Raw genomic sequence first — 22698 nt, forward strand, 5'->3', positions numbered from 1 at the left:
TGCCTCAAGCAAATAATATGTATTCACCAAATAAAATAAATATTCGGTATCAACAAACTTGGCACACTATTGAGTTCTCAAACAACAAACACTCTCGACACCACAACCACCAGACCTTCGATGGCTGCTTCGCTCCGGAGCAACTTTTCCAACTTACCAGAATCCGTAACCCGATCAAAATCGGCTGGAAACCTTCAGTGAAAAGTGATTGGCTGCCGGGTAAACAATCGGTAGATTCCGTGTTGTTTCCGTTCCGGCAACAGATAAAAACTATACACACGTTTTTCCATACGCACAAATTGAGGGGCCGAGCTCTAGGTCACATTCACTTCGTTGTTCTAGTCTGGGCACATGAGCGACCTGCAAAGACTCCTTGGATACCGCGAACCCATCTTCAATGCCTCGATGGCCGGTGCTGCTGGTGGTGCCTTGGCGGCCGCCGTTTCCCAAGCTGGCGGTGTAGGCATGATTGGATCGCCGGCAGCACCCAAGACAGAGTGGATCGAACAGCAAGTTCAGCACGTGGCATCCCTGAGCACTCCGTGGGGTGTCGGTTTCATGGCCTGGGCGCTGGAAGCTGATCTGTATCCACTCGAAGCCTTCTTAGATTTCGGCCCTTCCTTGGTCACCCTGAGCTTCGGCGACGTCAGCCGAGCTGCAGCGCTGGCACATGAGGCTGGCGTTCTAACTGCGATGCAAGTAGGCCATGCGGCAGATCTGGAACGAGCAATGGCTGATGACATCGACATCATCATTGCCCGAGGCGGCGAAGGTGGAGGCCATGGCCGTAATGAAGCAGGAACATTGCCACTGCTGCAGCTGGCCACCGCACAGCAGCAGAAACCTGTGATTGCCGCCGGTGGTATCGGCACCGCCCGCGGAGTGGCGGCCGTTCTCGCCGCTGGGGCCTCCGCGGCTTGGGTCGGAACCCGATTCCTAGCAGCCAGCGAAGCAACCGGTCACAAGAATGTGAAGGACGCGGTACAGCAGGCCGGCTTGGATGACACGACCTATACCCGCGCCTTCGATGTCGCACAGCAGCTGCCTTGGGCTCCGGAGTTCGGCGGCCGGGCACTGCGCAACGAATTCAGCGACACCCACGCGGACCTCTCAACATGGGCACCAGATGAGCAGCTTCGCTTGGAAATGCAGGAAGCCCGTGCCGAAGCACGGACTTCCATGTCTCCGGTCTATGCCGGTGAGGCAGTGCAGTTCATCGACTCCGTGCAGAGCGCGGCCGAAGTGATGGCCGAGCTTGCCGGATTCCGCAAGGTTCTTGCAGATGCCGCGTCGCGGTTCGCCTAGATCGGCTGGTTGTCGATCAGGCGGACCTTGCCAACCTTCGCCGCGACCAGGATCAGGCCTTCGCCGGTAAATGGGGTGTCCTGGCAGTTGAAGGCTAGTTCCTGCAAGGTGTCGGGATTGACCACGACGAAGTAGTCCAGTTCCACCAGCGGAGCCATTTGGTACATGCCGATGGCGTCTTCGATATACAGGGGTTCGTTGCGTGCGGCACGGCCGGCAATGAGCTGGATCGAGCGGTGCAGCACCAGAGCTGCTTCCTTCTCCTCCTCGCTGAGCAACGCGTTGCGGCTGGAGAGAGCCAGCCCCTTCTCGCTGCGCACGATCGGCACCGAACGCAACTGCACCGGATAATCAAGGTCAGCGACCATGCGGCGGATCAATGCCAGCTGCTGGGCATCCTTCTGCCCGAAGTAGGCACGGTACTGGCCCTGGCGCGGATCGGCCAGGTGCAGCAGCTTGGCTACGACTGCCAGCATGCCATCGAAGTGCCCCGGTCGTGAGGCTCCTTCATACATATCGCCCAATGCACCAGAATTAAGCCGTACCAGGGGCAGGCCGGCGTGGTAGATCTCTTCGGCTTCCGGAGCGAAAACAATATCCACCCCGGCCTCGGCGGCCAGCTGCACATCTGCCTCGAGCTGGCGCGGGTAGTTCGCGTAGTCCGTGGCGTCGTTGAACTGCAGTTCATTGACGAACACGGAAATAACTACAACTTCATTCTCTTCACGGGCTGCCTTGAACAGGGAACCATGGCCGCTGTGCAGGGCACCCATGGTGGGCACAAAGCCCAGTGATCCCGGGTTGGCTTCTGCAATAGCAGCCTTGAGTTCGGCACGGGTCTTGGCAATCTTCGGGGTTTTCACCCTTCTATTCTAGAACTCGCAACAGCTCTTCAAGCGTGCGCTGCGAGATCAGGCCACGTGCGGCCGCCCGCAACGCGGTGGCGCGCGACAGGCTCCGGTAGGAATGATTGGTCTCTGCCGGATCATGCGACAGTGCCTGCAGGTGCGCGGTTACGGTGCCGCTGTCCCCTCGGGCTACCGGCCCGGTCAAGGCTCCGGCACCGGAGCGCAACGCATTGTCCAGGCTCGCGTACATCAAGGCGCGCAACGTGTTCGATGGATCTTCCACGCCGATTCGACGCAGGATGTCGGCCGATTGCGCGGTAATGGTGTTCAGATGGTTGGCCGCATGGGCCAGTGCCGCGTGATAGCTGACGCGGTCTGCTTCGGCGATGACCACCGGTTCACCACGCATCTCAACGACCAGGGCCTGTGCCACCGGAAGGATCGCTTCATCTGCGGTGACGGCAAAGACACAATCGGTCAGGCGCTGCAGGTCCATGCTCATGCCGGTGAACGTCATGGCAGGGTGAATGGCCAGACCGAAAGCTCCGGCATCCATGGCCGGCTGCAGAATCGAGGTGCCGTACCGTCCGGCGGTGTGCGCAATCAGCTGGCCCGGGGCAATATGCCCGGCCTCGGCCAACCCTGCGACAAGTTCGCCAAGCACGTCATCGGGGACTGCGAAGATCACCAGTTCGCTGCGGCGCAGGATTTCTGGCGGGTCGAGCAACTCCACTTCCGGCAGCAACGCGTCGGCGCGGTCGCGCGAGTCTTCGGAAACTGCATGGATCCCGGTAATCCGGTGACCGCTGGCTGCCAGCGCCGCGCCGAGCACGGTGCCGACCTTGCCAGCGGAGATGATCCCGATTCCCAAACGTGGTGCGTCCACTTCTACCTTTCGACCAGGCGCTGCGCTTGCGCCCGGGTAAATCCTGCGGCGACATCCGCATCGAGCTGATGCAGGTAACCGATGACACTTCCGCCAGCGCAGTGCAGGCGGACCCCGGCTAGTTTACGTCGTTGCTCCCATGGACCCTGCACCCAGCTCATGCCCTGCACGCGATTATGCGGCACGAAGCTGGCCTGGCGCGCGAGCCAGCCGTAGCGGGAAATCACCGTCGTATCGGTGGCCAGGAACCCCTGGTGCTTCCAGGCTCCGGGTGAGAGCGGCTTCGCCCGCTGGGGGGATCCGATGAAGCCATGCTCATATCCGGTACTGACCGCAGTGGCCAGTACCTCACGCTGGTTTTCGATGCCCAGCTGGGGCAGCAAGATGCCCATGATTCGGGTGACTGCTTCGAAGTCCCCGACCGGCAGCACTTGGAGGTTGTCCATGTCATCGCTCTTGGTGCCAAGGACATTGACTTCCACCTTGTACCAGCCGAGCATGCGCCAGAAGAAGGGAGCCGTCACCGAGATGGCCTGGACGCGTCCGGCGGGGATGGAGTGCTGGCGCGTGTCCGCCAGCCCGTAGCTGATGCGCATCCCGGTATCCGAGGCGCTGGCGGTGAAGTTCCACCCTTGGTTCAGCTGCTTGTAGAACCAGCTGCCGAAGGTCAAAACGGCGGGAATCAGGCCGGCGACAATTCCATCCACCCCGCTGATCCACATAATCAGCATCGCCAGGCAGGCAAGCATGCCGATGATGACCGGCAGCTGCAAGAACAAGGAGGCCAGCAGCCGTCCCGCCGGGACCTTGGCCATCAGCGGCGGCTGTACTGCTGGAGCCAGCCCTACTGCGGCACTTGACGCGGCAGCGATCTCTGATGCCGGTTCTTGCACGGCCGCGGGCTCTGCGCCGTGGGCGCGTTCCAGGATGACCACGCGCAGTTGGTGCGCTTCGGCCTTGCGCAGGAATGCCAGCTTGAGCACCGATTCGGAAGAATCTGCAACGTCGAATCGCAGTTCTGCAAGGCCCAGCAGTCTCGCCACCAGCGGCTGGGCGATGTCGATGCCCTGCACCTTGTCGATCCGTGCCTGCTTCTGGCTGCGGAAAAGCATCCCCGCATTAACGTACACATGCGTGCCGGTGAGCTTGTAGCGGGTGAAGTACCACGAAAGGAAATAGAAGATGAGCACCACGAGAAGCGCGATGGTTGCACCTGCCACGGTCCAGATCAGCCGGTCTCCGGTGAAACGCTCAGACCATGACAGATCGTCAGTGTTCTGCCAGTAGATGTAGGCCAGGCCGACCACGGCCAGCCAGCCATGGACAAAAGGGCTGGCCGGGTGCACACGCTGCCAGGATTCGCCGGTCTCAGCAGCAGCAGCCGCTTCTTCGGGCTGGCTCATAGCATTTTCTCTTCGCCCGCAGCCACCAGGCGTTCACGCAATGCCTGGCCCTCAGCCTCGGGCAGTCCGAAAACGTGGGCGGTAGCAGCACTGCCGGCGGTATTCAGCGTCAGCCTGCACAGCCCGTAGCGGCGCTCCAGCGGTCCGCTGTTGACCTCGACATACTGCATGCGGCCGTAGGGGATGACAACCTGCTTGCGCCACAGCACTCCTGAGCGCACGATGAAGTCCTCTTCGCGTTCCAGATAGCCCAGAGCCCGCACCTGCCGGCGGATGATGCGCAGCCGAAGCAGCGCAAGAGCCAGCACGAGCGCCACCGGAATCAGCGTGACCCATAGCGGGTGGATCAAATCCAGCACAGCCATCAGCAGCGGCACCAGAGAGGCAAGCAGCACCAGCGCCCAGGTGATGGCCCAAGTGGTCAGCTTGACCTTCACATAGTTCGGATGAGCAGGGGTGAAATTACTCGGTGACCACGGAATCGCTGTTGCCATCAGTATCCTCCGGCGGTAGTTTGCACAAATGCTGAACAATATACCCGATAACCACCATAAGAATCCCGGCTCCGGTCAACACCAGTCCACGGGTCAGTGTGGGGGTCAGCCCGTTTGCCAGCCATAGGGTGATGATGGCCGGAACATGCCACCCGGCGATCACCGCACCAGCATAGGCCGAGGCTTGGGCCAGTACCAGGGTACGGGCCGCGGCAATCGGCTCGAAGTCCGACTTGCCCTGGCTGGAACGCTTGACGCGAATCCCCAAGAAGAGGATCACTGCGCAGACTGCACCCAACGAGTACAGGGCAGAGTAGTCCAGAACTGGCGCGTACTTGCCTGCCGCGGTGAGCAGGCGCAGCGCAATCCAGCCGGCCAGGGCCCCGAGGACCGCGCACCACAGCAACCAGCGCAGCTTCAGCTTGGTCATAGCCGGATGATGTCCTTCGTGTCGGCGGCTTCAGCGGCCAGCCGGGAAACCAATTGGCCATCGAGCACGGCGTCCGGATCCATCCAGCTCCACGGAGCCAGGACGAATCCGCGAATCGCGGCGCGCGGATGAGGCAGGGTCAGTCGCTCATCGTCCATGCGCAGATGGTCGTAGGCGATCAGATCCAGATCCAGGGTGCGCGCCTCCCAGCGCACTTCGCGGGTGCGGTGGTGCTTGGCTTCGATGCTCTGGCACAGATCCAGCAGTTCATGCGGGCTCAACCCGGTGCGCACCTGGACTACCTGGTTGGTGTAGTCCGGCTGTTCCGGAGGGCCGCCCACCGGCTTGGTGATGGCCAGCGGGGAAACCTTGAGCAGCTCGACATCGGCGCCCAGCTCCTGCACCGCGGCGGCCAAGGTGGCCTGCGGATCGCCCAAGTTGGCGCCCAACGCGATGATCGCGGTGTGCTGCTTCTGGTGCCGGGTCAGCGAAATGGTGACATCGGTGAACGGTACCGGGATGGGTGCATGCGGCTTATGCACCACGACGTCAATGGTGTAAACGCTCGGGTAGGCTGCGAGGATCGCCTCGGCGATTTCACTGCCCAGCTTCTCGATCAGATCCCACGGACCTGCCTGGATCTGCTGGACTACCAGTTCGCTGACTTCGCCATAGTGCACGGTGTCAAGGACGTTGTCGCTGGCTGCTGCACGTGAAATATCCACATGCAGCACCACGTCGATGATGAATTTCTGGCCATCGCGTTTCTCATGGTCGAATACGCCATGGTAGCCGGTGGCCGAAATTCCGCAGACGCTAATGCGATCCATAAGCCTGCACGACTTCAATGGCGTCGCGGCTGCCCACCACATCGTGCACGCGCACTGCCCAGACCTTGTCACGGGCGCCCAGCGCGGTAGTCGCTGCGGTGGCCGCATCGCGGGCCAGCGGTTCGCGGCTCTTGGAGCCCTCGGCCAGCAGCTCGCCCAGGAAGCGCTTGCGGCTAGTGCCGATCAGAACGCGGTGGCCCAGCTCCTCGATGGCCGAAAGGTTGGCCAGCAATGCCCAGTTGTGCTGCGCATCCTTGGCAAAGCCCAGTCCCGGGTCGATGATGATCTGCTCGGGTGTCACGCCCTTGGCGACGAATTCATCGCGCAGCTGGCGCAGTTCCTGGACTACCTCGGCGACGACGTCGGTGTAGTTCGCTTCGGACACCATGTTCTGTGCGGTGCCGCGGCGGTGCATCAGGACGTAGGGAACACCGGTCTCTGCGATCAGCTCCGGCATGCCCTCTTCATAGGTCAGGCCCGAGACGTCGTTGATGATGTGCGCGCCGGCTTCGATGGCCGCCCGCGCGGTCGACACGTGCATGGTGTCCACGGAGATCACCGCACCGGCCTTGGCCAGCGTTTCGATGACCGGCAGGATGCGTTCGCTTTCCAGTGCCGGATCCACGTCCCTTGCACCGGGACGGGTGGATTCCCCGCCCACATCGATGATGTCCGCGCCGGAGTACAGCAGCTTCAGCCCCTGGTCGATCGCGGCATCGGTGGACAGGTACTTCCCGCCATCGGAGAAGGAGTCCTCGGTGACGTTCAAGATGCCCATGACCAAGGTGCGCCCGGTGGGCAGGTCTGCCAAGGTCTTCTTGCTGGACTTGCGGATTACTGGCAAGGGGCTGGTGTTCGGGCCGGTGCCCGGGATCGCTCCAAGCGACATGGGGGTTCCTACTTTCCGAGGATCAGGCTCATGGCTTCGGCGCGGGTGGCAGTTTCACGCAACTGCCCGCGCACCGCGCTGGTCACGGTCTTCGCGCCGGGCTTGCGTACCCCGCGCATGGACATGCACATGTGCTCGCATTCAACGACGACAATGGCACCGGAGGGGCTCAGGTGCTCCACCAGGGCGTCGACGATCTGAGTGGTCAGGCGTTCTTGGACCTGCGGACGGCGGGCGTACACCTCAACCAGCCGGGCCAGCTTGGACAGGCCAGTGACCTTGCCGCCCTTGCCCGGGATGTAGCCGATATGCGCCGAACCGTAGAACGGCACCAGGTGATGCTCGCAGGTCGAGTAGAACGGGATGTCCTTGACCAGCACCATCTCATCGTGCTCGATGTCGAAGGTGGTGGCCAGGTGGTCTGCCGCGTCCTGGTGCAGGCCGGCGAAGAACTCCGCGTAGGCCTTGGCTACCCGTTTCGGGGTGTCTACCAGGCCGTCGCGGTCCGGATCTTCGCCAATGGCCTCCAGGATCTCGCGCACGGCTGCCGCGATCCGCGGCTGATCAATCTCTTGTAGTTCACTCACGCTACGATCCTAGTCGGTCGAGGAAGCTGCGCGCTCCTTGGGGCTTAATATCGGACCCTCGGTGTGCACCGGGCGGGCCTCATTGCTCAACCAGACTTCACGCTTCTCGCGCTTGACCAGATCCGAGAAGATCTCGGCGATTTCCTTCTGGTTCAGCGTCTCGCGCTCCAGCAAGGCCAGGGCCAGGCGGTCGAGCACATGGCGGTTGGCGGTCAGCGCCTGGTAGGCGTCATTGTGCGCCTGCTCGATCAGCTCGCGCACCTCCTGGTCCACCAGGTGGGCCATTTCGTCGGAGAAGTCGCGGCTAGCAGTGCCCATGCCCTGTTCGGCGGCCGAGCCGGCCAGGCGCACGGCACCGATCTTTTCGCTCATGCCGTATTCGGTGACCATCTTGCGAGCGGTGGAAGTCGCCTTCTCGATGTCGTTCGAGGCTCCGGTGGAAGGATCATGGAAGACGATCTCCTCGGCCACGCGGCCGCCCATGGCGTAGGCCATCTGGTCCAGCAGCTCATTGCGGGTCACCGAGTACTTGTCGGACTCGGGAACCACCATGGTGTAGCCCAGCGCGCGGCCGCGCGGCAGGATGGTGATCTTGGTGACCGGTGCGGTCTGGTTCATCGCCGCGGCGACCAGTGCGTGGCCGCCTTCGTGGTAGGCGGTGACCTTGCGCTCATGCTCGTCCATCAGGCGGGTGCGCTTCTGCGGGCCGGCCATGACGCGGTCAATGGCCTCATCCAGTGCGCGGTCGTCAATCAGGTTGGCGTTGGAGCGGGCGGTGAGCAGCGCGGCTTCGTTGAGCACGTTGGCCAGATCGGCACCGGTGTAGCCCGGGGTCTTCTTCGCAACGGCGTTCAGATCCACGGTGGCATCCATCGGCTTGCCCTTGACGTGGACCTGCAGGATCTGCTCGCGGCCCTTCAGATCCGGTGCCTCCACCGGGATCTGGCGGTCGAAGCGGCCCGGACGCAGCAGCGCCGGGTCCAGTACGTCCGGACGGTTGGTCGCGGCGATCAGGATGACGTTGGTGGTGGCGTCGAAGCCGTCCATTTCAACCAGCAGCTGGTTCAGGGTCTGCTCACGCTCATCGTTGCCGCCGCCGATGCCGGCACCGCGATGGCGGCCTACGGCGTCGATCTCGTCAACGAAGATGATGGCTGGGGAGTTGGTCTTGGCCTGTTCGAACAGGTCGCGCACGCGCGAAGCGCCCACGCCGACGAACATCTCGACGAAGTCAGAACCGGAGATCGAGTAGAACGGCACCTGGGCTTCGCCGGCGACAGCCTTGGCGAGCAGGGTCTTGCCGGTACCCGGAGGACCGTAGAGCAGCACGCCCTTGGGGATCTTCGCTCCGACGGCTTGGAACTTGGCAGGCTCCTGCAGGAATGCCTTGATTTCGTGGAGTTCTTCCACGGCTTCATCGGCGCCGGCGACATCCTTGAAGGTCACCTGCGGCATGTCCTTGGTGATCAGCTTGGCCTTTGACTTGCCGAACTGCATGACCTTGGAGCCGCCGCCCTGGGAGCGGGCGAGGATGAACCAGAAGATGCCTGCGATCAGCAGGAACGGGATGATCACTCCGAGCATCGACAACAGCCAATTGCTCTCTACCGGCTGGTCGGTGAACTTGCCCAGGTTGGCCTTGTTGATTTCGTCAACGACCTGCTCGGCACGTGCGGTGGAGTAGTAGAAGCTCACCGAGGTGCCCTTGTCCACGCCGTCCACCTTCAAGGCGTCGCGCAGCTTCAGGTCAACTCGCTGGTCACCGTCGAACATCTTCGCTTCGGTGACATTGCCGCTGGTCAGCTGGTGCAGACCCACAGAGGTGTCCACCTTGGCCGAATTATTGCCAAAGACCATGGGCAGGAACAACACTACGGCGACAACGCCGACCAGGACCCAAATGATCCAGCTGTTAAAAAGCTTCTTCGTTTTCATTGATCCGCCAGGCCCCGCGCCTGGCGCATCCCCCTCACGCACTGCTCTGGCGTCCGGGTCACGCCACCTTCGATATTTCTCAACGCCCTAGTGGCGAGAAAAGTTCCCTACTGATAAATGTGCGGGGCCAAGGTGGCCACGCAGTCGAGGTTGCGATACTTTTCGGCGTAGTCCAGGCCGTAGCCCACGACGAATTCGTTCGGGATGTCCATGCCGACGTACTTCACGTCGATTTCCACCTTGGCGGCCTCCGGCTTGCGCAGCAGGGCGCAGATTTCCACCGATGCCGGGCCGCGGGATTCGAGGTTGGACTTGAGCCACGACRGGGTCAGGCCCGAATCGATGATGTCCTCGACGATCAGCACGTGCTTGCCCATCAGATCCGAGTCCAGGTCCTTGAGGATGCGCACCACACCGGAGGACTGGGTACCCGAACCGTAGGAGGACACTGCCATCCAGTCCATGGTCAGGTGGGAGTCCAGCGCACGGACCAGGTCAGCCATGATCATCACCGCGCCCTTGAGCACACCTACGACGAGGATGTCGCGGCCCTCGTAATCCTTGTCGATCTGCGCGGCGAGTTCTTCCACGCGGGCCTGGATTTCTTCCTTGGTGTACAGAACATGCGTGAGATCAGCTTTGACTGCATTGGAATCCACGAGAATTCTCCTGATTCTAGAGGTGTGGTACTTACCTAGAGTGCCACATTTAGCGGAAGGTTGTTTAGCCGGTTGTGGTGAAAACGATCACCGATCTTCGCCTGTGGGCGCTGATCGCGCCGTCCAGCTGCACCGGACCAGCAGATTTGGACATGGGTTGGCCGATTCCAGCCAGCGCGCACAGCGCGGCCGTTCGCTCATGGCCCACATTTTTCGCACCCGCTTCCATGGCGCCCAGGCGTAATACTCGCGAGCTGACCGCCACCGGGAGCTTGCGTAATTCCGGGAGCTGGAGACCGTGCTCATCCTTGGCTTTCTGGGCCCAATGGTCAAGGGCCTGCGCATCGGCGGCAGCCAGGTTGGCGGTGCGCGCCAAAGCCTGCCGAAGGTGCGTGCCAAGTTCCTGTTCCAGGAAGGGAAGAATGCGATGGCGGATCAAATTGCGCTTGTACCCGGTATCCGCATTGCTTGGATCATCCCAGTACTCGATTCCGGCGTGCCTGCAAATTTCTTCGGTTTGCGCCCGGGAAAGTTCAAGCAGCGGACGCCGGTAGGCTCCGCGCCGGGCCGGCATTCCGGCCAGCGACCGGGTTCCGGATCCGCGCACTAGTCCCAGCAGCACCTGCTCGGCCTGGTCATCACGGGTATGGGCGAGCATCAAGGTATCCGCATCGAACTGGGCCAGGGCCTGGTCAAACGCCTGGTATCTGGCGTCGCGTGCCGAGGCCTCGTCGGGCGAGGTCTCGACTTCGCTGATCAGCACCGGGTTCAAGCCCAATTCGCGGCACTGCTGCCCAGCGCGCTGCGCTGCCTGGGCACTGCCTGCCTGCAGCGAGTGGTCCACGATCACAGCACCGAAGCGGCCGGGCAGCGTAGCGGCGGCAATGGCCAAGGCCAGCGAGTCGGCACCGCCGGAGACCCCGATCAGGTTCAGCCCCGGTGCGCTGCTGGCGCTGATGGCGGCACGGGCAACGTGCAGGGCGTGGGTCATCGGGTGCGCGCCAGCCAGCGTTCTGGGTGATCGAGCTCGTCGGCCGAGGGGAACATTTCGCGGGCGGTGAAGATTTCGTTGAAGCCTTCGTAGCCGATCTCGTCGACAATGTGCCGCACGAACTTGGCTCCACGCTTGTACTGCAGCGCCTTGGCATCCAGGCCCAGCACCTTGCCCAGCAGGATCGCCAGCGCCGAACGGTTTTCACCGCGGGCTTCGAAGCGGCGGCGGATGGTCTTGATGCTGCGAATCGAGGTGACATCGTTCATCACCACCATGGCGTGGCCCTCCAGCACGGACATGATGCTGGTCAGTTCACTGACTTCGGACTTCATGGATTTGAGGCGCTCGCCCAGATCGCGCATGGAGCTGGTGTTCCCGGCCAGCGGCTCGAAGGCCTCGGCCAGGGTCTGCTTCATGACCTCCGGGATCCATGGCGCGTGCTCGAATTGCAATCGGTGGGTCTGCTCATGGGTGGCGATCCACAGGTAGAAGTCGCGGGCGTTGACGTTCAGTTCCCCGCGGATCTGCGTGATGGTCGGGGCGTTGAGCAACAGGCGCGGTCCAACGAACGGGTCGAACTGGCCTAGCACCCGGGTGCCGAGCACCGAGAGCACTGCGCCCAGTTCAGCGCCGGCAATCAGCGGCACTGCCCCGGGAACCTCCTGGCGTACTGCGGGGAGCATCGCGCTGAAATTCTGGCTGACCGCCTTGGCCCAGCCGGCACGATCCACCACCAGGGTCTGCGACGGCGCGGAGGAGGAGAGCTTGGAAACCTTCTCGGCTTCCACCAGTCCTTCGCCGGCGGCAATGCGCAGTTCTTCCACGATCCGGGCAGCATCCTGGGACTGGATTTTCGGCCCGGCAGGCATCAGGGTTTTTGCGGCCTTGGCCGCCAGCTTCCAATCGACGAATTGGTTCATTTGCTTCTCCTGCGGCTTCTAGGCCCGGCAGCCACAGCCGCGGATGGCGGTGACAGCAGAGTCAATGGTGGGCTTGTGAGGTGCGAGTGTTCCGTTGGGTTGGTTGGCAAAAATGGAGAAGGCCAGCAGCCTGCCATCTTCGGTCATGGTCATGCCGGTCAGCGTGGCCACCCCGGTCAGCGAACCGGTCTTGGCCCTGACCAGGCCCAGGGTCTCGGAGCCGCCCAAACGGTTCATCAGGGTGCCGTTGTAGCCGGCGACCGGCAGCGAATAGACCACTTCGCGCAGTTCCGGCTTCTTGCTGGTGGCCGCCGAACGCAGTACTGCGGTCAGCGATGCCGGGGAAATCTTGTTCTTGGCCGCCAGTCCGCTGGTATCGAAAAGCGCCAGGACCGAGGCTCCATGCTCCTGGGCAACAGCCGCTACGGCTGCTCCGGCCTGCTCGGCAGGCATTTGGCGGTTCAAGGCAACCAGCCTGCCCATGGTTTCGGCGATGTAGTTATCCGAGACCAGCAGCATATGCTTGATGACATCGCGCAGCGGAGCCGATTTCACTTCGGTGATTTGCTGCCCGCCGGCGTAGGGGCCGCGGCCGCCTTCAGTGACGTTCACCCGTTCGGCCAGGACTTTGACGAAGACCTTGCGCACTTGCTGGGCGGCATCTGACTGGTAGGCGGTGCTGGTGCTTTCACCGGCGCGCCCGGCGTAGTGCGCGATCGGGTAGACCTCGCCAATGTTGTTGGAGGTGAACAGCGACTTGTCCCAGGCCGGGTTGTTGCGGGCGTCGCCGAACAGGGAATCATCCAGCCACAGCTCGACCTCTTCGATGCCTCGCTTGTCGAGTTCGTCGGCGGTCTGCTTGGCCAGGGTGGCCAATCCAGCATAGCCCTTGGGGTGCGTTGGGTCGGATTCGCCGTCACCCAGCAGCACATCTCCCCCGCCACGCAAGACCAGGGTGCCGCCGTCGAGCAGCACGCTGGTTGACAGCTGGGTATCTCCGCCGAGGGCATCCAGGGCGGCAATGGCGGTGACAACCTTCAGGCTGGAGGCCGGGGTGCCATTTATTTCGGAGTTCCTGTCATACAGGACGTTGCCGGTGGCCACGTCCACCACCTGGGCGTTGAACGATGTCTTATCAGGCTTGTCAGCCAGGATGGCATCCAAAGATGCGGTGAGCACCGCAGGGTCTGGCTGTGCCGCGTTGGGATCCAGATCCTGCACAGCGGCTGGGGACGCTTCGGCCAGCTGGGCGCTTGCCGGAATGTAGGAAGCTTCCGGCTCTCCGGTGAAGAATCGCGGGGCCAGCAACATCGCGACGATGACTGCAACCATGGCAACAATCGCCACCCCCAACGTAATCGCGCGTCGGGCGGCAGTGTTCATATGGTTACATTCCTCTCGAAGTTTTATCCATCAGGCGCAATGGGGCGATACCCTTATTATCGGATATCCCTAAGACTAGTTTAGGAGTGTGCTTTTCATGAGCCACGACGTTACCATCGAGATCCCTACCGGATCGCGCGTCAAGTACGAGATCGACCACGAGACCCACCGCCTGCGCCTGGATCGCGTGCTGTTCACCTCGATGCAGTACCCAACCCACTACGGCTACTTCGACGATACCTTGGGCGAAGATGGCGATCCATTGGACGCCATGGTTTACATCCCAGGTGTTGACCTGATCCCAGGTGTTGTTGTCGAAGCTCGCCCAATCGGCGTATTCAACATGACCGATGATGGCGGTGGCGATGCCAAGCTGCTGTGCGTTCCTGCCGACAAGCGCTTTGACCACATCAAGGAACTTGAAGACATCGACGAATGGTTGATCAAGGAGATCGAGCACTTCTTCACCCGCTACAAGGACCTGGAACCGGGCAAGTGGGTCAAGGCTGAAGGCTGGGAAGGCCGCGAGGCTGCCGAAGCTGAGCTGGCTCGCTCCATCGAGCGTTTCAAGGCCTAGCCACTAGGCTTAAGCTGAAAATGGCGGCGACCCCGGAAACGGGGTCGCCGCCATTGCTTTAATTTTCGGGGTCGCCCTGGAAGACCCGGACTTCTTGGGCGCAGCGGCAGGCTGCCGCAAACTTCGCGGCCCAGGCAACCGCCTGCTCATAGCTGGCCAGTTCGAGTACCGCGTACCCGCCCTCGATATGCGCGGTCTGCGGATAGGTGCCCTCACGGAGCGTGCCGTCTGATTCCACCATGACCGGAGCGATGCTTTCGTCAATGCCGCCGCCGAAAATCCAGACCCCTGCCGCTTTGGCTTCACGCAGAACTTCATGGGCTGCGTGCGCAACGGCTTTCAGGTCGCTTTCCGGAAATTTCATGGCCGGGCTGGGGAAAGAGATGAGGTACTTGGACATGGCTGCTCCTTTGGATGACGCCGCTTGCTGCGCCAAGCGTAGTCCTGCGCGGCGCTCGTTTCTAGGCTTCGGGAAGCAACCCGGTCAGTACGTCTTCCTGCGTCGAAACTTCCAGGGTTTGAACGTCCTTCAGCTTTCGCTCCACCGCCCGGGTGCGCGTTCCGGCTTCGCGAACGGTGTTCTGCGCGGTGGCCAGCTGCTTGCCCAGCTTGTCCCAGACATCCCCGTATTTGCGGAACTCTTCCTTGGCCGCAGAAAGCACCTGCCACACTTCGCTGCTGCGCTTTTCGATGGCCAGCGTGCGGAAGCCCATCTGCAGGGAATTGAGCAGGCTCATCAGGGTTGTCGGCCCGGTAACCAAGACCCGGTGCTCGGTCTGCAGCTTGCTGGCTAGCCCCGGGCTGCGCACGACTTCTGCGAAGAGCCCTTCGGTGGGCAGGTACATGATTGCGAAATCGGTGCTGTATGGCGGGGCGATGTATTTGCTGGAAATCAGCTTGGCCTGCTCGATAATTGCCCGATCCAGGGCCTTGGCCGCCGCATCGATGGCGGTTTTCTCCCCGGATTCCTGGGCATCGAGCAGCCGTTCATAGTCTTCTTGCGGCAGCTTGGAATCGATGGGCAGGTAGATGGTCCCGGCTTCGCGTCCGGGCAGGATCACTGCGAATTCCACGCTCTCGCGGCTGCCGGGCACCACGGTGACATTCTGTTCATACTGCTCCGCGGTGAGGATGTCTTCCAGCTGGCGTGAGAGCTGCACTTCTCCCCAGGATCCGCGGCTTTTCACATTGGTGAGCACGCGCTTGAGCCCACCGACGTCCTGGGCCAGCGACTGCATCTCGCCCAGACCTTGCTGGACCATTTCCAGCCGTTTGCTGACCAGCTCGAATGATTCGCCCAGGCGCTTCTCCAAAGTGCCCTGCAATTTCTCGTCCACGGTCTCGCGCATCTTCTCCAGCTTGGCCTCGTTGCCGGAACGCAGCTTGTCCATTTCCTGCTGGAGCAACGCCTGGACCTGCAGATGGCGGTTGGCATTGGATTCGGCCATCGCAGTGAGCTTGGAGTCGATATCGGTGCGGACCTCCCCCATGCTCTGGCGCAGCTCGGTGCGCTGGATTCCCAACTCTTGGCGCAGTTCCGCGTTGGCGGAGCGAACAGCTTCGGAAATCTGCGCCTCATCGCTGCCCGCAGTCCGGCGGATCAGCAGTAATGCAATGCATACCGTTGCGAGAATATTTAAGATGACAAGGACCAATACTGCGATAACCATGTGACTCCCACCAAAATCTTGGATTGCACCGACACCAAAGGTCTACCAGCGGGCACCGACAGTTTGGGGACATAATGGAACCATGCATATTCTGGTCACCGGCTTCGAGCCCTTCGGCAAAGACTCATTCAACGCCAGCCAGGAGGCCGTCAGCCAGCTGCCAGGGCAAATATCCAATCATCGAATCACTACCGCGATCCTTCCGGTGTCTTTCAAGCGATCCGCCCAAGAACTGGACCACCTGCTGGCAGAACATCGACCTGATGCTGTGATTTGCGTCGGAGAAGCCGGTGGCCGCGATGCGATCACTCCGGAAGCCCGAGGTGCGAACCTTGATGATGCCCGCATCCAGGACAACGATGGGGATCAGCCGCGCGCTGCGGCCATCGACCCTCGAGGTCCAGATGTCCTGGAAGCGTCATTGAATCCTGCGGCCGCAGTGAAAATGATGCTGAATGAGGGATTCAAAGCCGAACTCTCCACAGATGCCGGACGATTCGTCTGCAATCACGTGGCCTATCTGGCATACCGCCAGCTAGTCCCCTCGCTGTTCATCCATGTGCCCGCACTTCGTCCTCACAGTGTCGAGGCTACCGTCGGCGCTGAAACCGATCCCGGCGCACGTAAGCGTTCCACGCTAGAAGTCGGACAGCTGCCACGGGTCTTGGAAGCGGCAATACGGGGTGCCTGTTCGAACCAACATGAAACCGGTTCGGAGAACAATGGAGATGAGCACCAGTGAACAACCCGACCCGATGGCTCATCTTCTTCTCGATCATCGTAGGTGTGCTATTTATCGGCACCTTTGTCTTGGTCGCTTCAGGCATACCCGCTCAATGGCTGGACTGGGACTAGTAATGTGACAAAGAAATCCAAGCGCAATTCCCGCGGCCGCGCGGCTCACAGATAGCCTTGGAATCATCATGACCCTGTACAACCTCACCCCATTCGAGCAACTGCGCGCCGGAAGACTTTCGCTGCGCTTAACCAATCTATTCATTGGCCTGCTGCTGTTCGCACTGGCTATGGCGCTTTTGATCCGCGCCCAGCTCGGCGTGGACCCCTGGGATGTGCTGCACCTGGGTCTTGCCAACCATATTCCGCTGTCGCTGGGAACCATCGTGATCCTGGTCGGTTTCGCGGTCCTGCTCGCGTGGATTCCACTGAAGCAGTGGCCGGGCCTGGGAACTATCGCCAATGTGCTGGTCATTGGACTGGGACTGGATTTCTTCTTGTGGGCCATCCCAGATGTCCATGGACTTGGCTGGCAGATCGCCGTACTGCTCGGCGCGATCATCATCAACGGACTGGGCGGAGCACTGTATATCGGCTGCCATTTCGGGCCTGGTCCGCGCGATGGGCTGATGACCGGATTGCACCTGCGCACCGGGAAATCCATCCGTCTGATCCGCACGGTCATCGAGCTGTCCGTGCTGGCCATCGGCTGGCTGCTGGGCGGGCCGGTAGGCGTGGGCACCGTGGCTTATGCGCTGCTGATTGGACCGGCCACGCAGTTCTTCTTCAAGTACACGATCGTGACCCTGCCATCAACCCAGCGAGCCTAGGGTCTTCAGGCTAGAACCCTGCGGCCTTATGGAGCAGGCCAGCCAAGCGCTGTTCACCGCGCGCAGTCGCCACTTGCGCCAATTCACGCAAGGTTTCGACGCTTGCCATTGCTGCGAGGTAGTCGGCTGCAACCCTGAATTCCGCTGCTTCCGGCGCATTCTGCGTTGCCGTGGCGGAATCCAACTGGCTCACCTTTTCCAGCACGGATTCCAGATCAACATCATCGGCGTGCGCTTCAAGTATCATCAGCCGGCCGATCACCGCTGGATTGCCGATTTTGATGCGTTTTCCGCTGATCAACTGGGACAGCATCGGGGCAGAGAGGCCAAGGACTGCGGCCAGCGACCGCTGGGATAAAGCATATTTATCCATTACATAGCCGAAACGCTCCGCCAAAGGCATGCCGTAGAGCGCCCGTTGCTGCTCGATAGAACTGTCCATGAAATTCATTTTGGCACGACTGTTTGCATTTGCAAACATTTGCGCTATATTTGCAAATGCAAACACACGCTCCGGAAGGAACCTCCAATGCTACGCCGCCAATTGCTCACGCTGGCCACGGCAGCACTGCTGGTCATTACACCACTGGTCTCGGCCCAAGCCGATGAGCAGGAATCCGCCCAGCCAGTCATGGTCATCATGGACTATTCCAGCTCCATGCTTGAAGAAGATGCGGACTCAAAGGGAACCAGCCGTATCGACGCGGCGAAGAAAGCCGCCAAGCACCTGATCAACAACGCTCCGGACGAGGCAACCATGGGCTTGGTCGTCTACGGATCGAAAACTCCCAAGAAATGCGACGACATCACCACCGTGCAAAAGCCGGGAAAAGTCGACAAGAAAGCCTTGCTCAAGAAGATCGATAAGCTCAAAGCTGTAGGCGAAACCCCTATCGGTGCTTCCCTGATGCACGCGGCGAATGAAATGAAGGACATCGACGAGGAGAAATCGATCATCCTCGTTTCAGATGGCGAGGAAAACTGCAGCGAGCCGCCAGCTTGCGAAGCAGCCAAGGACCTTGCCGGCCAGGGTATCGATCTAACCGTGCACACCATCGGCTTCAAGGTCAACGACAAGGCTCGCAAACAACTGGAGTGCATCGCCGATGCCACCGATGGAACCTACGTCACCGTTGATAATGCCGACGCGCTCCAAGAAGAGCTCACCGTCCGCACGCTGCGCGCCTTCCAGGGATATGCAACTGCTGGCACCCCGATTGAAGGCGCACCTAAACTGCATGAAGCACCCGCAATGGTCCCCGGCCAGTACCTGGATAGCCTTGAAAAGGGCGAATCCAAGTCCTGGACCTCCAAAGACGGCACTACCAAGTACTACAAGATCGGCCCCATCAAGCCCGGCGAATTCGCCCATTTCTCCGCAACCATGATTCCGGAGCAGAGGCAGGAAAAAACCGTCAGCGATCCGACCAAAATCACCGTCGAGCTGGTCAATGGACAAGGAACCCAGTGTTCCACCGGCGACAGCTACATCTCGAACAGCAGCGAATTGGGCCGGCCCTTGGCCGCGTACACCCGAAGCCCTGAATTCGTGCAGGATCGCACTAGCGGCTGCTTCGCAGATGGAACCGGTGAAATTTTTGCCAAGGTCACCCGCTCTGGAGAGCTGTTCAAAGACGAGCCGATGGCCGTGGAACTGCGCTACGTGCTGGAGCCAGCCGTAGACCTCACCCTACTGGGCGAACCAGTACAAGCACCCGATCAGCCGCAGTCCGTCACTTTGACCGGAACCCCGGAAGAAATATTCGGCGGCTCAAGCTTCAATGACGCTGTCCCCGTTGAGTCTGGCAACATCTACACCGACTCGGTCATGATCAGCGAGGCTCGCTACTACAAGGTGCATGTCGGCAATGGGCAGAAACTTAATGTTCGTCTGACCGGTGGAAACAATACGGATTCAGCCGTTCAGGCCGTAAATGTCACCATGTTCTCGGCAGTTCGCGACGAGGTGAAGCAACTTGGTGGATCCCGGCTGAACACCTTCACCCCTGACGAAGTCGTCACGCAGAATATGGTCACGGCCGTAGACCAGTCCAACTACGACAGCCCGTATGGACGTTCCAACTATCTGGCTGGCGACTACTACGTTGTGGTCTACTCAGACACCTGGGGTACTGAACGCAGCGGCGTTGCCTTCGATTACGACCTGGCTGTTGAAGTCACCGGCACCGAGAAGGATTTCGCAGGTGCAGCCCCGATTTTCGAATCAAGTGAAACTCCAGCTGAATCCCAGGAAGCCGACTCGGCAGCTCCATCGGAATCAGCCGCAGCCAGCACGCCGGCCGCAACCCCTTCCAGCGACGTGGCAACAAGCCAGGAAGCGCAATCCAGTGAACCAACCGCAGCACAAGCTGCCTCTGGGGAGCGTGCCTTGTGGCCTTGGTTCACCGGCGGCCTGCTTGGAACAGCCTTGCTCCTCGGCGCAGGAAGCTTCCTCTTCCGCAATCGAGCCACCTCAGCCCACCAAGCAGCAACCACCCAGATCGATCCAACTGTTCCAGGAGACCGGTAATGCGACTCTTCCCGACCCTGCTGGCCACCGGCCTGTGCTTGGGCCTTGCGGTCCCGGCATCTGGCGCCGTCCCAGAATCAACAATCCTTACCCACTCTCCGGTTGGAACCCAGGTCGAAGGATCCGAGAACCAGGGTTCGGCTCCCGTCCTGGAACCTGGCATGTCCCAGGACATGCTGCCCGCCACCGGCGAGAATGGTTCGATATTCTACAAGCTGCCACAGATTCAAGATGGCGAACGCCTGCATGTCAGCACGCAGCTTCTCATTGATCCAATGCAGCAACCCACCAGTAATGAGCACATTGACCTCAAGGCCGCGTTGGTGCAAGAAGATGGCGACAGCTGCAATTCCAGCAGCGCCCACACCAGCCGCCAAGGCATGGAGAACCTCTCGCTGGTTCAATTGGATTCCAGCGTCAAGGACGCCGAGGGTTATTCAAGGTGCCTGGACTCGCAAAACGACGAGCTGTACCTCTCGGTGCAACGCGGGGGAAAATGGCAAGATGATCTGGAAATTCCAATGGAAATCCGGGTTGTCGTCGAACCTGCGCTTGATCCGACAACGCTCAGTGGCGTTGTCCCAGATTCCGAGCCGCCGATCACCGTGAGCTTGAATGCGCAGGCGACCGAGGTGAGTGGCGGAAGCGGTTTCTCCAATGCCGCGAAATTGGAATCGGGCTCCGTGTACTCCGATTCGGCCCTGCCCTTCGAGGTCAAGTATTACAAGGTCCATGTGGCCGAAGGCCAGCGCCTGAATTACCGCATGACTGTCCTGGATTCTCCCAATGCCAGCGCCCAAGATGTCTACACGGATACGTTCAGCCCGCTGCTGCATGATGGCATCATGACCAATCCGAGCGGCCAGTCGCTGAGCCGGGATGACAGTGGCGCCTCGCTGTCGCGCAGCATGGAAACCGTCGTTTCCCGTGACCTCATTGCCGAGGGTACTGGCCACCACGCACTGGGCTACCCAGGTGATTACTACATCACTGTCGTTGGCGATGCTTATGAACCGCGCGGGTTGAACCCCTTGGCTTATGAGCTGGCCATTGAAGTTACCGGAGAACCAACGGGTTCCGAGACCTGGGAGCCGTCTTATGACGACGATTCCGAGACCGGGGATGGACTGCTTGGCTTGTTCGGCGGCTCGCAGGACCCAGAGCAATCCGATGATTCAGGCAGCTGGCTTCCCGACAGTGCGCAGATCGGCGCATTGCTTGGTGGCGCCGCCGTAGCACTAGCGGGCTTTGCCGGCCTGTGGTTCCTGCGACGCAAGAATTCCTAGCTATCGGCAACCCAGTAGTACTCGGCGCCGTCGGCCTCGCAGGTTAGCCTGTGGCCGTCGGCGCTGGTGACAACCAGCCCGGCTTCCAAAGCCGCGCAGTCTTCACCAGCTCGCACATTGGAGCTGATCGGTACATCGATCCCCTCCGGTGCCTTATCCTGCTCCGCTGGCTCTGATTCCTTGGCGGTTTCGCTTGCTTTAGGCTGCTGTTGCTTGGACGGCTCCTGAGCCGGTTCCTCTTTCGTGGCGGCCTGCGTGTCCTCCGGAGCGCTGGACTTGTCTATTTCCCGCAGCTGTTCAGTCTGAGCCGGACGCTGCGCCGGATCGTTGGAGGAACCGAAGACCAGCCACAGAGACAGCCCGCCCAGCAGCACGGCGAGCACCACTGCGGCCAGCGGCAGCAAGATGGATTTCGAAAGCTTGGGACGGTCCTTGGCATGAGACGCAGTCTCAGCTTTGCGCTCTGGTTCTAACGCCTTGTCAACCGAAAGCTCTGGTTCTTCAGCAAGCGCTGGATGCGGAGTTTTGCGCAGTACCGTTTCGTTGGCCACCGGCTCGGATTGTTGCGGTTCACCGGTGGTTGGCGGTGTAGGTGCCGTAGGAGATGGCGTAGCCGGAGCGGAATTTTCCGCCGGAATAACTATGTCCTCAAATTGGTCGAAGACCTCGAAAGCGTCCCCGGAGGCTACCTTGTAGCCACTCTTATTGCGCAACACCGACAACGCATCCGGTGCGCGATGCGCGGCGGCAATTCTGCGTTCTGGACGCTCATCGAGCAAACCGTCGAGCACTGCGGTCAGCGTGGTACCCACCCCGAAATGGGCCGAACGGCACTTTTCTGCCAGTTCCGCCCCGCGCAGCTGCGGATTAAGCAGCTGCACTGCCAGCACGCCGAGCGCATAGAGGTCCTGGCTGGCTTCCGGCGCCTGGGTTCCGTTGAGTTCCGGAGCCAGAAACCCGTGCGTGCCAACGACCATGCCATGCTCGGTCAGCCGGGGCTGGTCGCGGTGCGCTGCGATGCCGAAGTCGGTCAGGCGGACCTTTGGCACGCCGGTGCCGGTGCATTCGAGCAGCACATTGGCAGGTTTCACGTCGCGGTGGATCCACCCGGATTCGTGGACGTGTTCCAGTCCATCCAGCAGCTGCACCAAAATTTCGGCAACCAGATGCTGGGAGAAGGCGCCGTAATCCTGCATGGCGGTGTGCAGGTTTCCCCCGCGCATCAGCGCGCTGGCGATCACCACGCGGTCATCAACGGCAGCCCAGCCGTAGGGGGTCAGCAGATGGGGATGGTCGAATTTCACTCCCTGTTCGCGCACGAAGCGCAGGAGTTCTCCGCTATAGCTTTGGCGCATGACCTTTGCCGCGCACAACTGCGCTTGCCGCAGGTCCCGGGCCAACCACACGCTCCCGGACCCGCCGCCGGCGATATGCTCGATCAGTTCGAACCGCCCGGCAATGATCTCACCAGCCATCGCTGCTCCTTCAATGTTTCCGGTACCAGCCT

23 protein-coding genes are annotated in these 22698 nt (G+C 61.0%); 6 read left to right on the forward strand and 17 right to left on the reverse strand.

Features of this window, described 5'->3' with window-relative positions:
- Positions 1–351: 351 nt before the first annotated feature.
- Positions 352–1305: an NAD(P)H-dependent flavin oxidoreductase gene (locus tag AB4Y71_RS00005; protein ID WP_441717072.1), complete on the forward strand. Its 954-nt coding sequence runs from the start codon at positions 352–354 to the stop codon at positions 1303–1305.
- Here the strand turns inward: AB4Y71_RS00005 and panC are convergent.
- The 13 genes from panC to dacB form a co-directional block, all read right to left on the reverse strand.
- The gene (gene panC, locus AB4Y71_RS00010) at positions 1302–2168 is read right to left on the reverse strand and encodes a pantoate--beta-alanine ligase (RefSeq protein ID WP_134778947.1); all 867 of its coding nucleotides are present in this window, start codon (positions 2166–2168) and stop codon (positions 1302–1304) included. The genes AB4Y71_RS00005 and panC overlap by 4 nt on opposite strands.
- Positions 2169–2172: 4 nt before the next feature.
- Positions 2173–3039, reverse strand: coding sequence for a Rossmann-like and DUF2520 domain-containing protein (locus AB4Y71_RS00015; protein WP_441717074.1), 867 nt, complete (start codon positions 3037–3039; stop codon positions 2173–2175).
- A 2-nt stretch (positions 3040–3041) separates the two neighbouring features.
- Positions 3042–4442 (reverse strand): PH domain-containing protein, encoded by a 1401-nt coding sequence (locus AB4Y71_RS00020; RefSeq protein WP_441717075.1) that lies wholly within the window; start codon positions 4440–4442, stop codon positions 3042–3044.
- The gene (locus tag AB4Y71_RS00025) at positions 4439–4936 is read right to left on the reverse strand and encodes a PH domain-containing protein (RefSeq protein ID WP_441685597.1); all 498 of its coding nucleotides are present in this window, start codon (positions 4934–4936) and stop codon (positions 4439–4441) included. The genes AB4Y71_RS00020 and AB4Y71_RS00025 overlap by 4 nt, the downstream gene beginning before the upstream one ends.
- Positions 4905–5366, reverse strand: coding sequence for a DUF3180 domain-containing protein (locus tag AB4Y71_RS00030; protein WP_013347481.1), 462 nt, complete (start codon positions 5364–5366; stop codon positions 4905–4907). Before AB4Y71_RS00030 ends, AB4Y71_RS00025 begins: the two co-directional genes overlap by 32 nt.
- Complete coding sequence (gene folK / locus AB4Y71_RS00035; RefSeq protein WP_441717077.1) at positions 5363–6196, reverse strand: 2-amino-4-hydroxy-6-hydroxymethyldihydropteridine diphosphokinase; 834 nt, start codon at positions 6194–6196, stop codon at positions 5363–5365. Before folK ends, AB4Y71_RS00030 begins: the two co-directional genes overlap by 4 nt.
- Complete coding sequence (folP, locus tag AB4Y71_RS00040; RefSeq protein WP_441717079.1) at positions 6183–7085, reverse strand: dihydropteroate synthase; 903 nt, start codon at positions 7083–7085, stop codon at positions 6183–6185. Before folP ends, folK begins: the two co-directional genes overlap by 14 nt.
- Before the next feature lie 8 nt (positions 7086–7093).
- Positions 7094–7672, reverse strand: coding sequence for a GTP cyclohydrolase I FolE (gene folE / locus AB4Y71_RS00045; RefSeq protein WP_013347478.1), 579 nt, complete (start codon positions 7670–7672; stop codon positions 7094–7096).
- 9 nt (positions 7673–7681) lie between these two features.
- Positions 7682–9607 carry an ATP-dependent zinc metalloprotease FtsH gene (ftsH, locus tag AB4Y71_RS00050; RefSeq protein WP_441717081.1) on the reverse strand — a complete coding sequence of 642 codons (1926 nt, stop codon included), beginning with the start codon at positions 9605–9607 and terminating at the stop codon, positions 7682–7684.
- A gap of 107 nt (positions 9608–9714) precedes the next feature.
- A complete protein-coding gene (gene hpt / locus AB4Y71_RS00055; RefSeq protein ID WP_441717083.1) occupies positions 9715–10266 on the reverse strand; it encodes a hypoxanthine phosphoribosyltransferase in 552 nt (183 codons plus the stop codon).
- A gap of 64 nt (positions 10267–10330) precedes the next feature.
- On the reverse strand, positions 10331–11257 hold the full coding sequence (gene tilS, locus AB4Y71_RS00060; protein WP_441717085.1) for a tRNA lysidine(34) synthetase TilS: 927 nt from the start codon (positions 11255–11257) through the stop codon (positions 10331–10333).
- Entirely contained in the window at positions 11254–12180 is a 927-nt protein-coding gene (locus tag AB4Y71_RS00065) for a zinc-dependent metalloprotease (RefSeq protein ID WP_441717087.1), read from the reverse strand. Before AB4Y71_RS00065 ends, tilS begins: the two co-directional genes overlap by 4 nt.
- An 18-nt stretch (positions 12181–12198) precedes the next feature.
- Positions 12199–13563, reverse strand: a complete 1365-nt coding sequence (gene dacB / locus AB4Y71_RS00070) for a D-alanyl-D-alanine carboxypeptidase/D-alanyl-D-alanine endopeptidase (protein ID WP_441717089.1) — start codon at positions 13561–13563, stop codon at positions 12199–12201.
- A gap of 97 nt (positions 13564–13660) precedes the next feature.
- Here dacB and AB4Y71_RS00075 point away from each other — a divergent pair, with 97 nt between their 5' ends.
- Positions 13661–14140: an inorganic diphosphatase gene (locus tag AB4Y71_RS00075; RefSeq protein WP_013347472.1), complete on the forward strand. Its 480-nt coding sequence runs from the start codon at positions 13661–13663 to the stop codon at positions 14138–14140.
- Between the two features lie 58 nt (positions 14141–14198).
- On the opposite strand, the gene AB4Y71_RS00080 is transcribed toward AB4Y71_RS00075, so the two are convergent.
- A complete protein-coding gene (locus tag AB4Y71_RS00080; protein WP_441717091.1) occupies positions 14199–14540 on the reverse strand; it encodes a transcription initiation protein in 342 nt (113 codons plus the stop codon).
- A 61-nt stretch (positions 14541–14601) separates the two neighbouring features.
- Entirely contained in the window at positions 14602–15810 is a 1209-nt protein-coding gene (locus AB4Y71_RS00085) for a DNA recombination protein RmuC (protein WP_441717093.1), read from the reverse strand.
- 82 nt (positions 15811–15892) lie between these two features.
- On the opposite strand from AB4Y71_RS00085, the gene AB4Y71_RS00090 reads away from it, so the two are divergent.
- Both AB4Y71_RS00090 and yczE read left to right on the forward strand, forming a co-directional pair.
- A complete protein-coding gene (locus AB4Y71_RS00090; protein WP_441717095.1) occupies positions 15893–16552 on the forward strand; it encodes a pyroglutamyl-peptidase I family protein in 660 nt (219 codons plus the stop codon).
- A gap of 181 nt (positions 16553–16733) precedes the next feature.
- Positions 16734–17375: a membrane protein YczE gene (yczE, locus tag AB4Y71_RS00095; protein WP_134778957.1), complete on the forward strand. Its 642-nt coding sequence runs from the start codon at positions 16734–16736 to the stop codon at positions 17373–17375.
- 10 nt (positions 17376–17385) lie between these two features.
- Here the strand turns inward: yczE and AB4Y71_RS00100 are convergent, their stop codons facing one another.
- Positions 17386–17856: a DNA-binding protein gene (locus AB4Y71_RS00100; protein WP_441717097.1), complete on the reverse strand. Its 471-nt coding sequence runs from the start codon at positions 17854–17856 to the stop codon at positions 17386–17388.
- A gap of 48 nt (positions 17857–17904) precedes the next feature.
- On the opposite strand from AB4Y71_RS00100, the gene AB4Y71_RS00105 reads away from it, so the two are divergent.
- Positions 17905–19905, forward strand: a complete 2001-nt coding sequence (locus AB4Y71_RS00105; RefSeq protein ID WP_441717099.1) for a vWA domain-containing protein — start codon at positions 17905–17907, stop codon at positions 19903–19905.
- The gene (locus AB4Y71_RS00110; RefSeq protein WP_441717101.1) at positions 19905–21191 is read left to right on the forward strand and encodes a hypothetical protein; all 1287 of its coding nucleotides are present in this window, start codon (positions 19905–19907) and stop codon (positions 21189–21191) included. Before AB4Y71_RS00105 ends, AB4Y71_RS00110 begins: the two co-directional genes overlap by 1 nt.
- Here the strand turns inward: AB4Y71_RS00110 and AB4Y71_RS00115 are convergent.
- Positions 21188–22666 carry a protein kinase domain-containing protein gene (locus tag AB4Y71_RS00115; RefSeq protein ID WP_441717102.1) on the reverse strand — a complete coding sequence of 493 codons (1479 nt, stop codon included), beginning with the start codon at positions 22664–22666 and terminating at the stop codon, positions 21188–21190. The genes AB4Y71_RS00110 and AB4Y71_RS00115 overlap by 4 nt on opposite strands.
- Positions 22667–22698: the final 32 nt, after the last annotated feature.

This window comes from Glutamicibacter sp. MCAF14 (assembly GCF_052114325.1).
Classification (GTDB): Bacteria; Actinomycetota; Actinomycetes; order Actinomycetales; family Micrococcaceae; genus Glutamicibacter; species Glutamicibacter arilaitensis.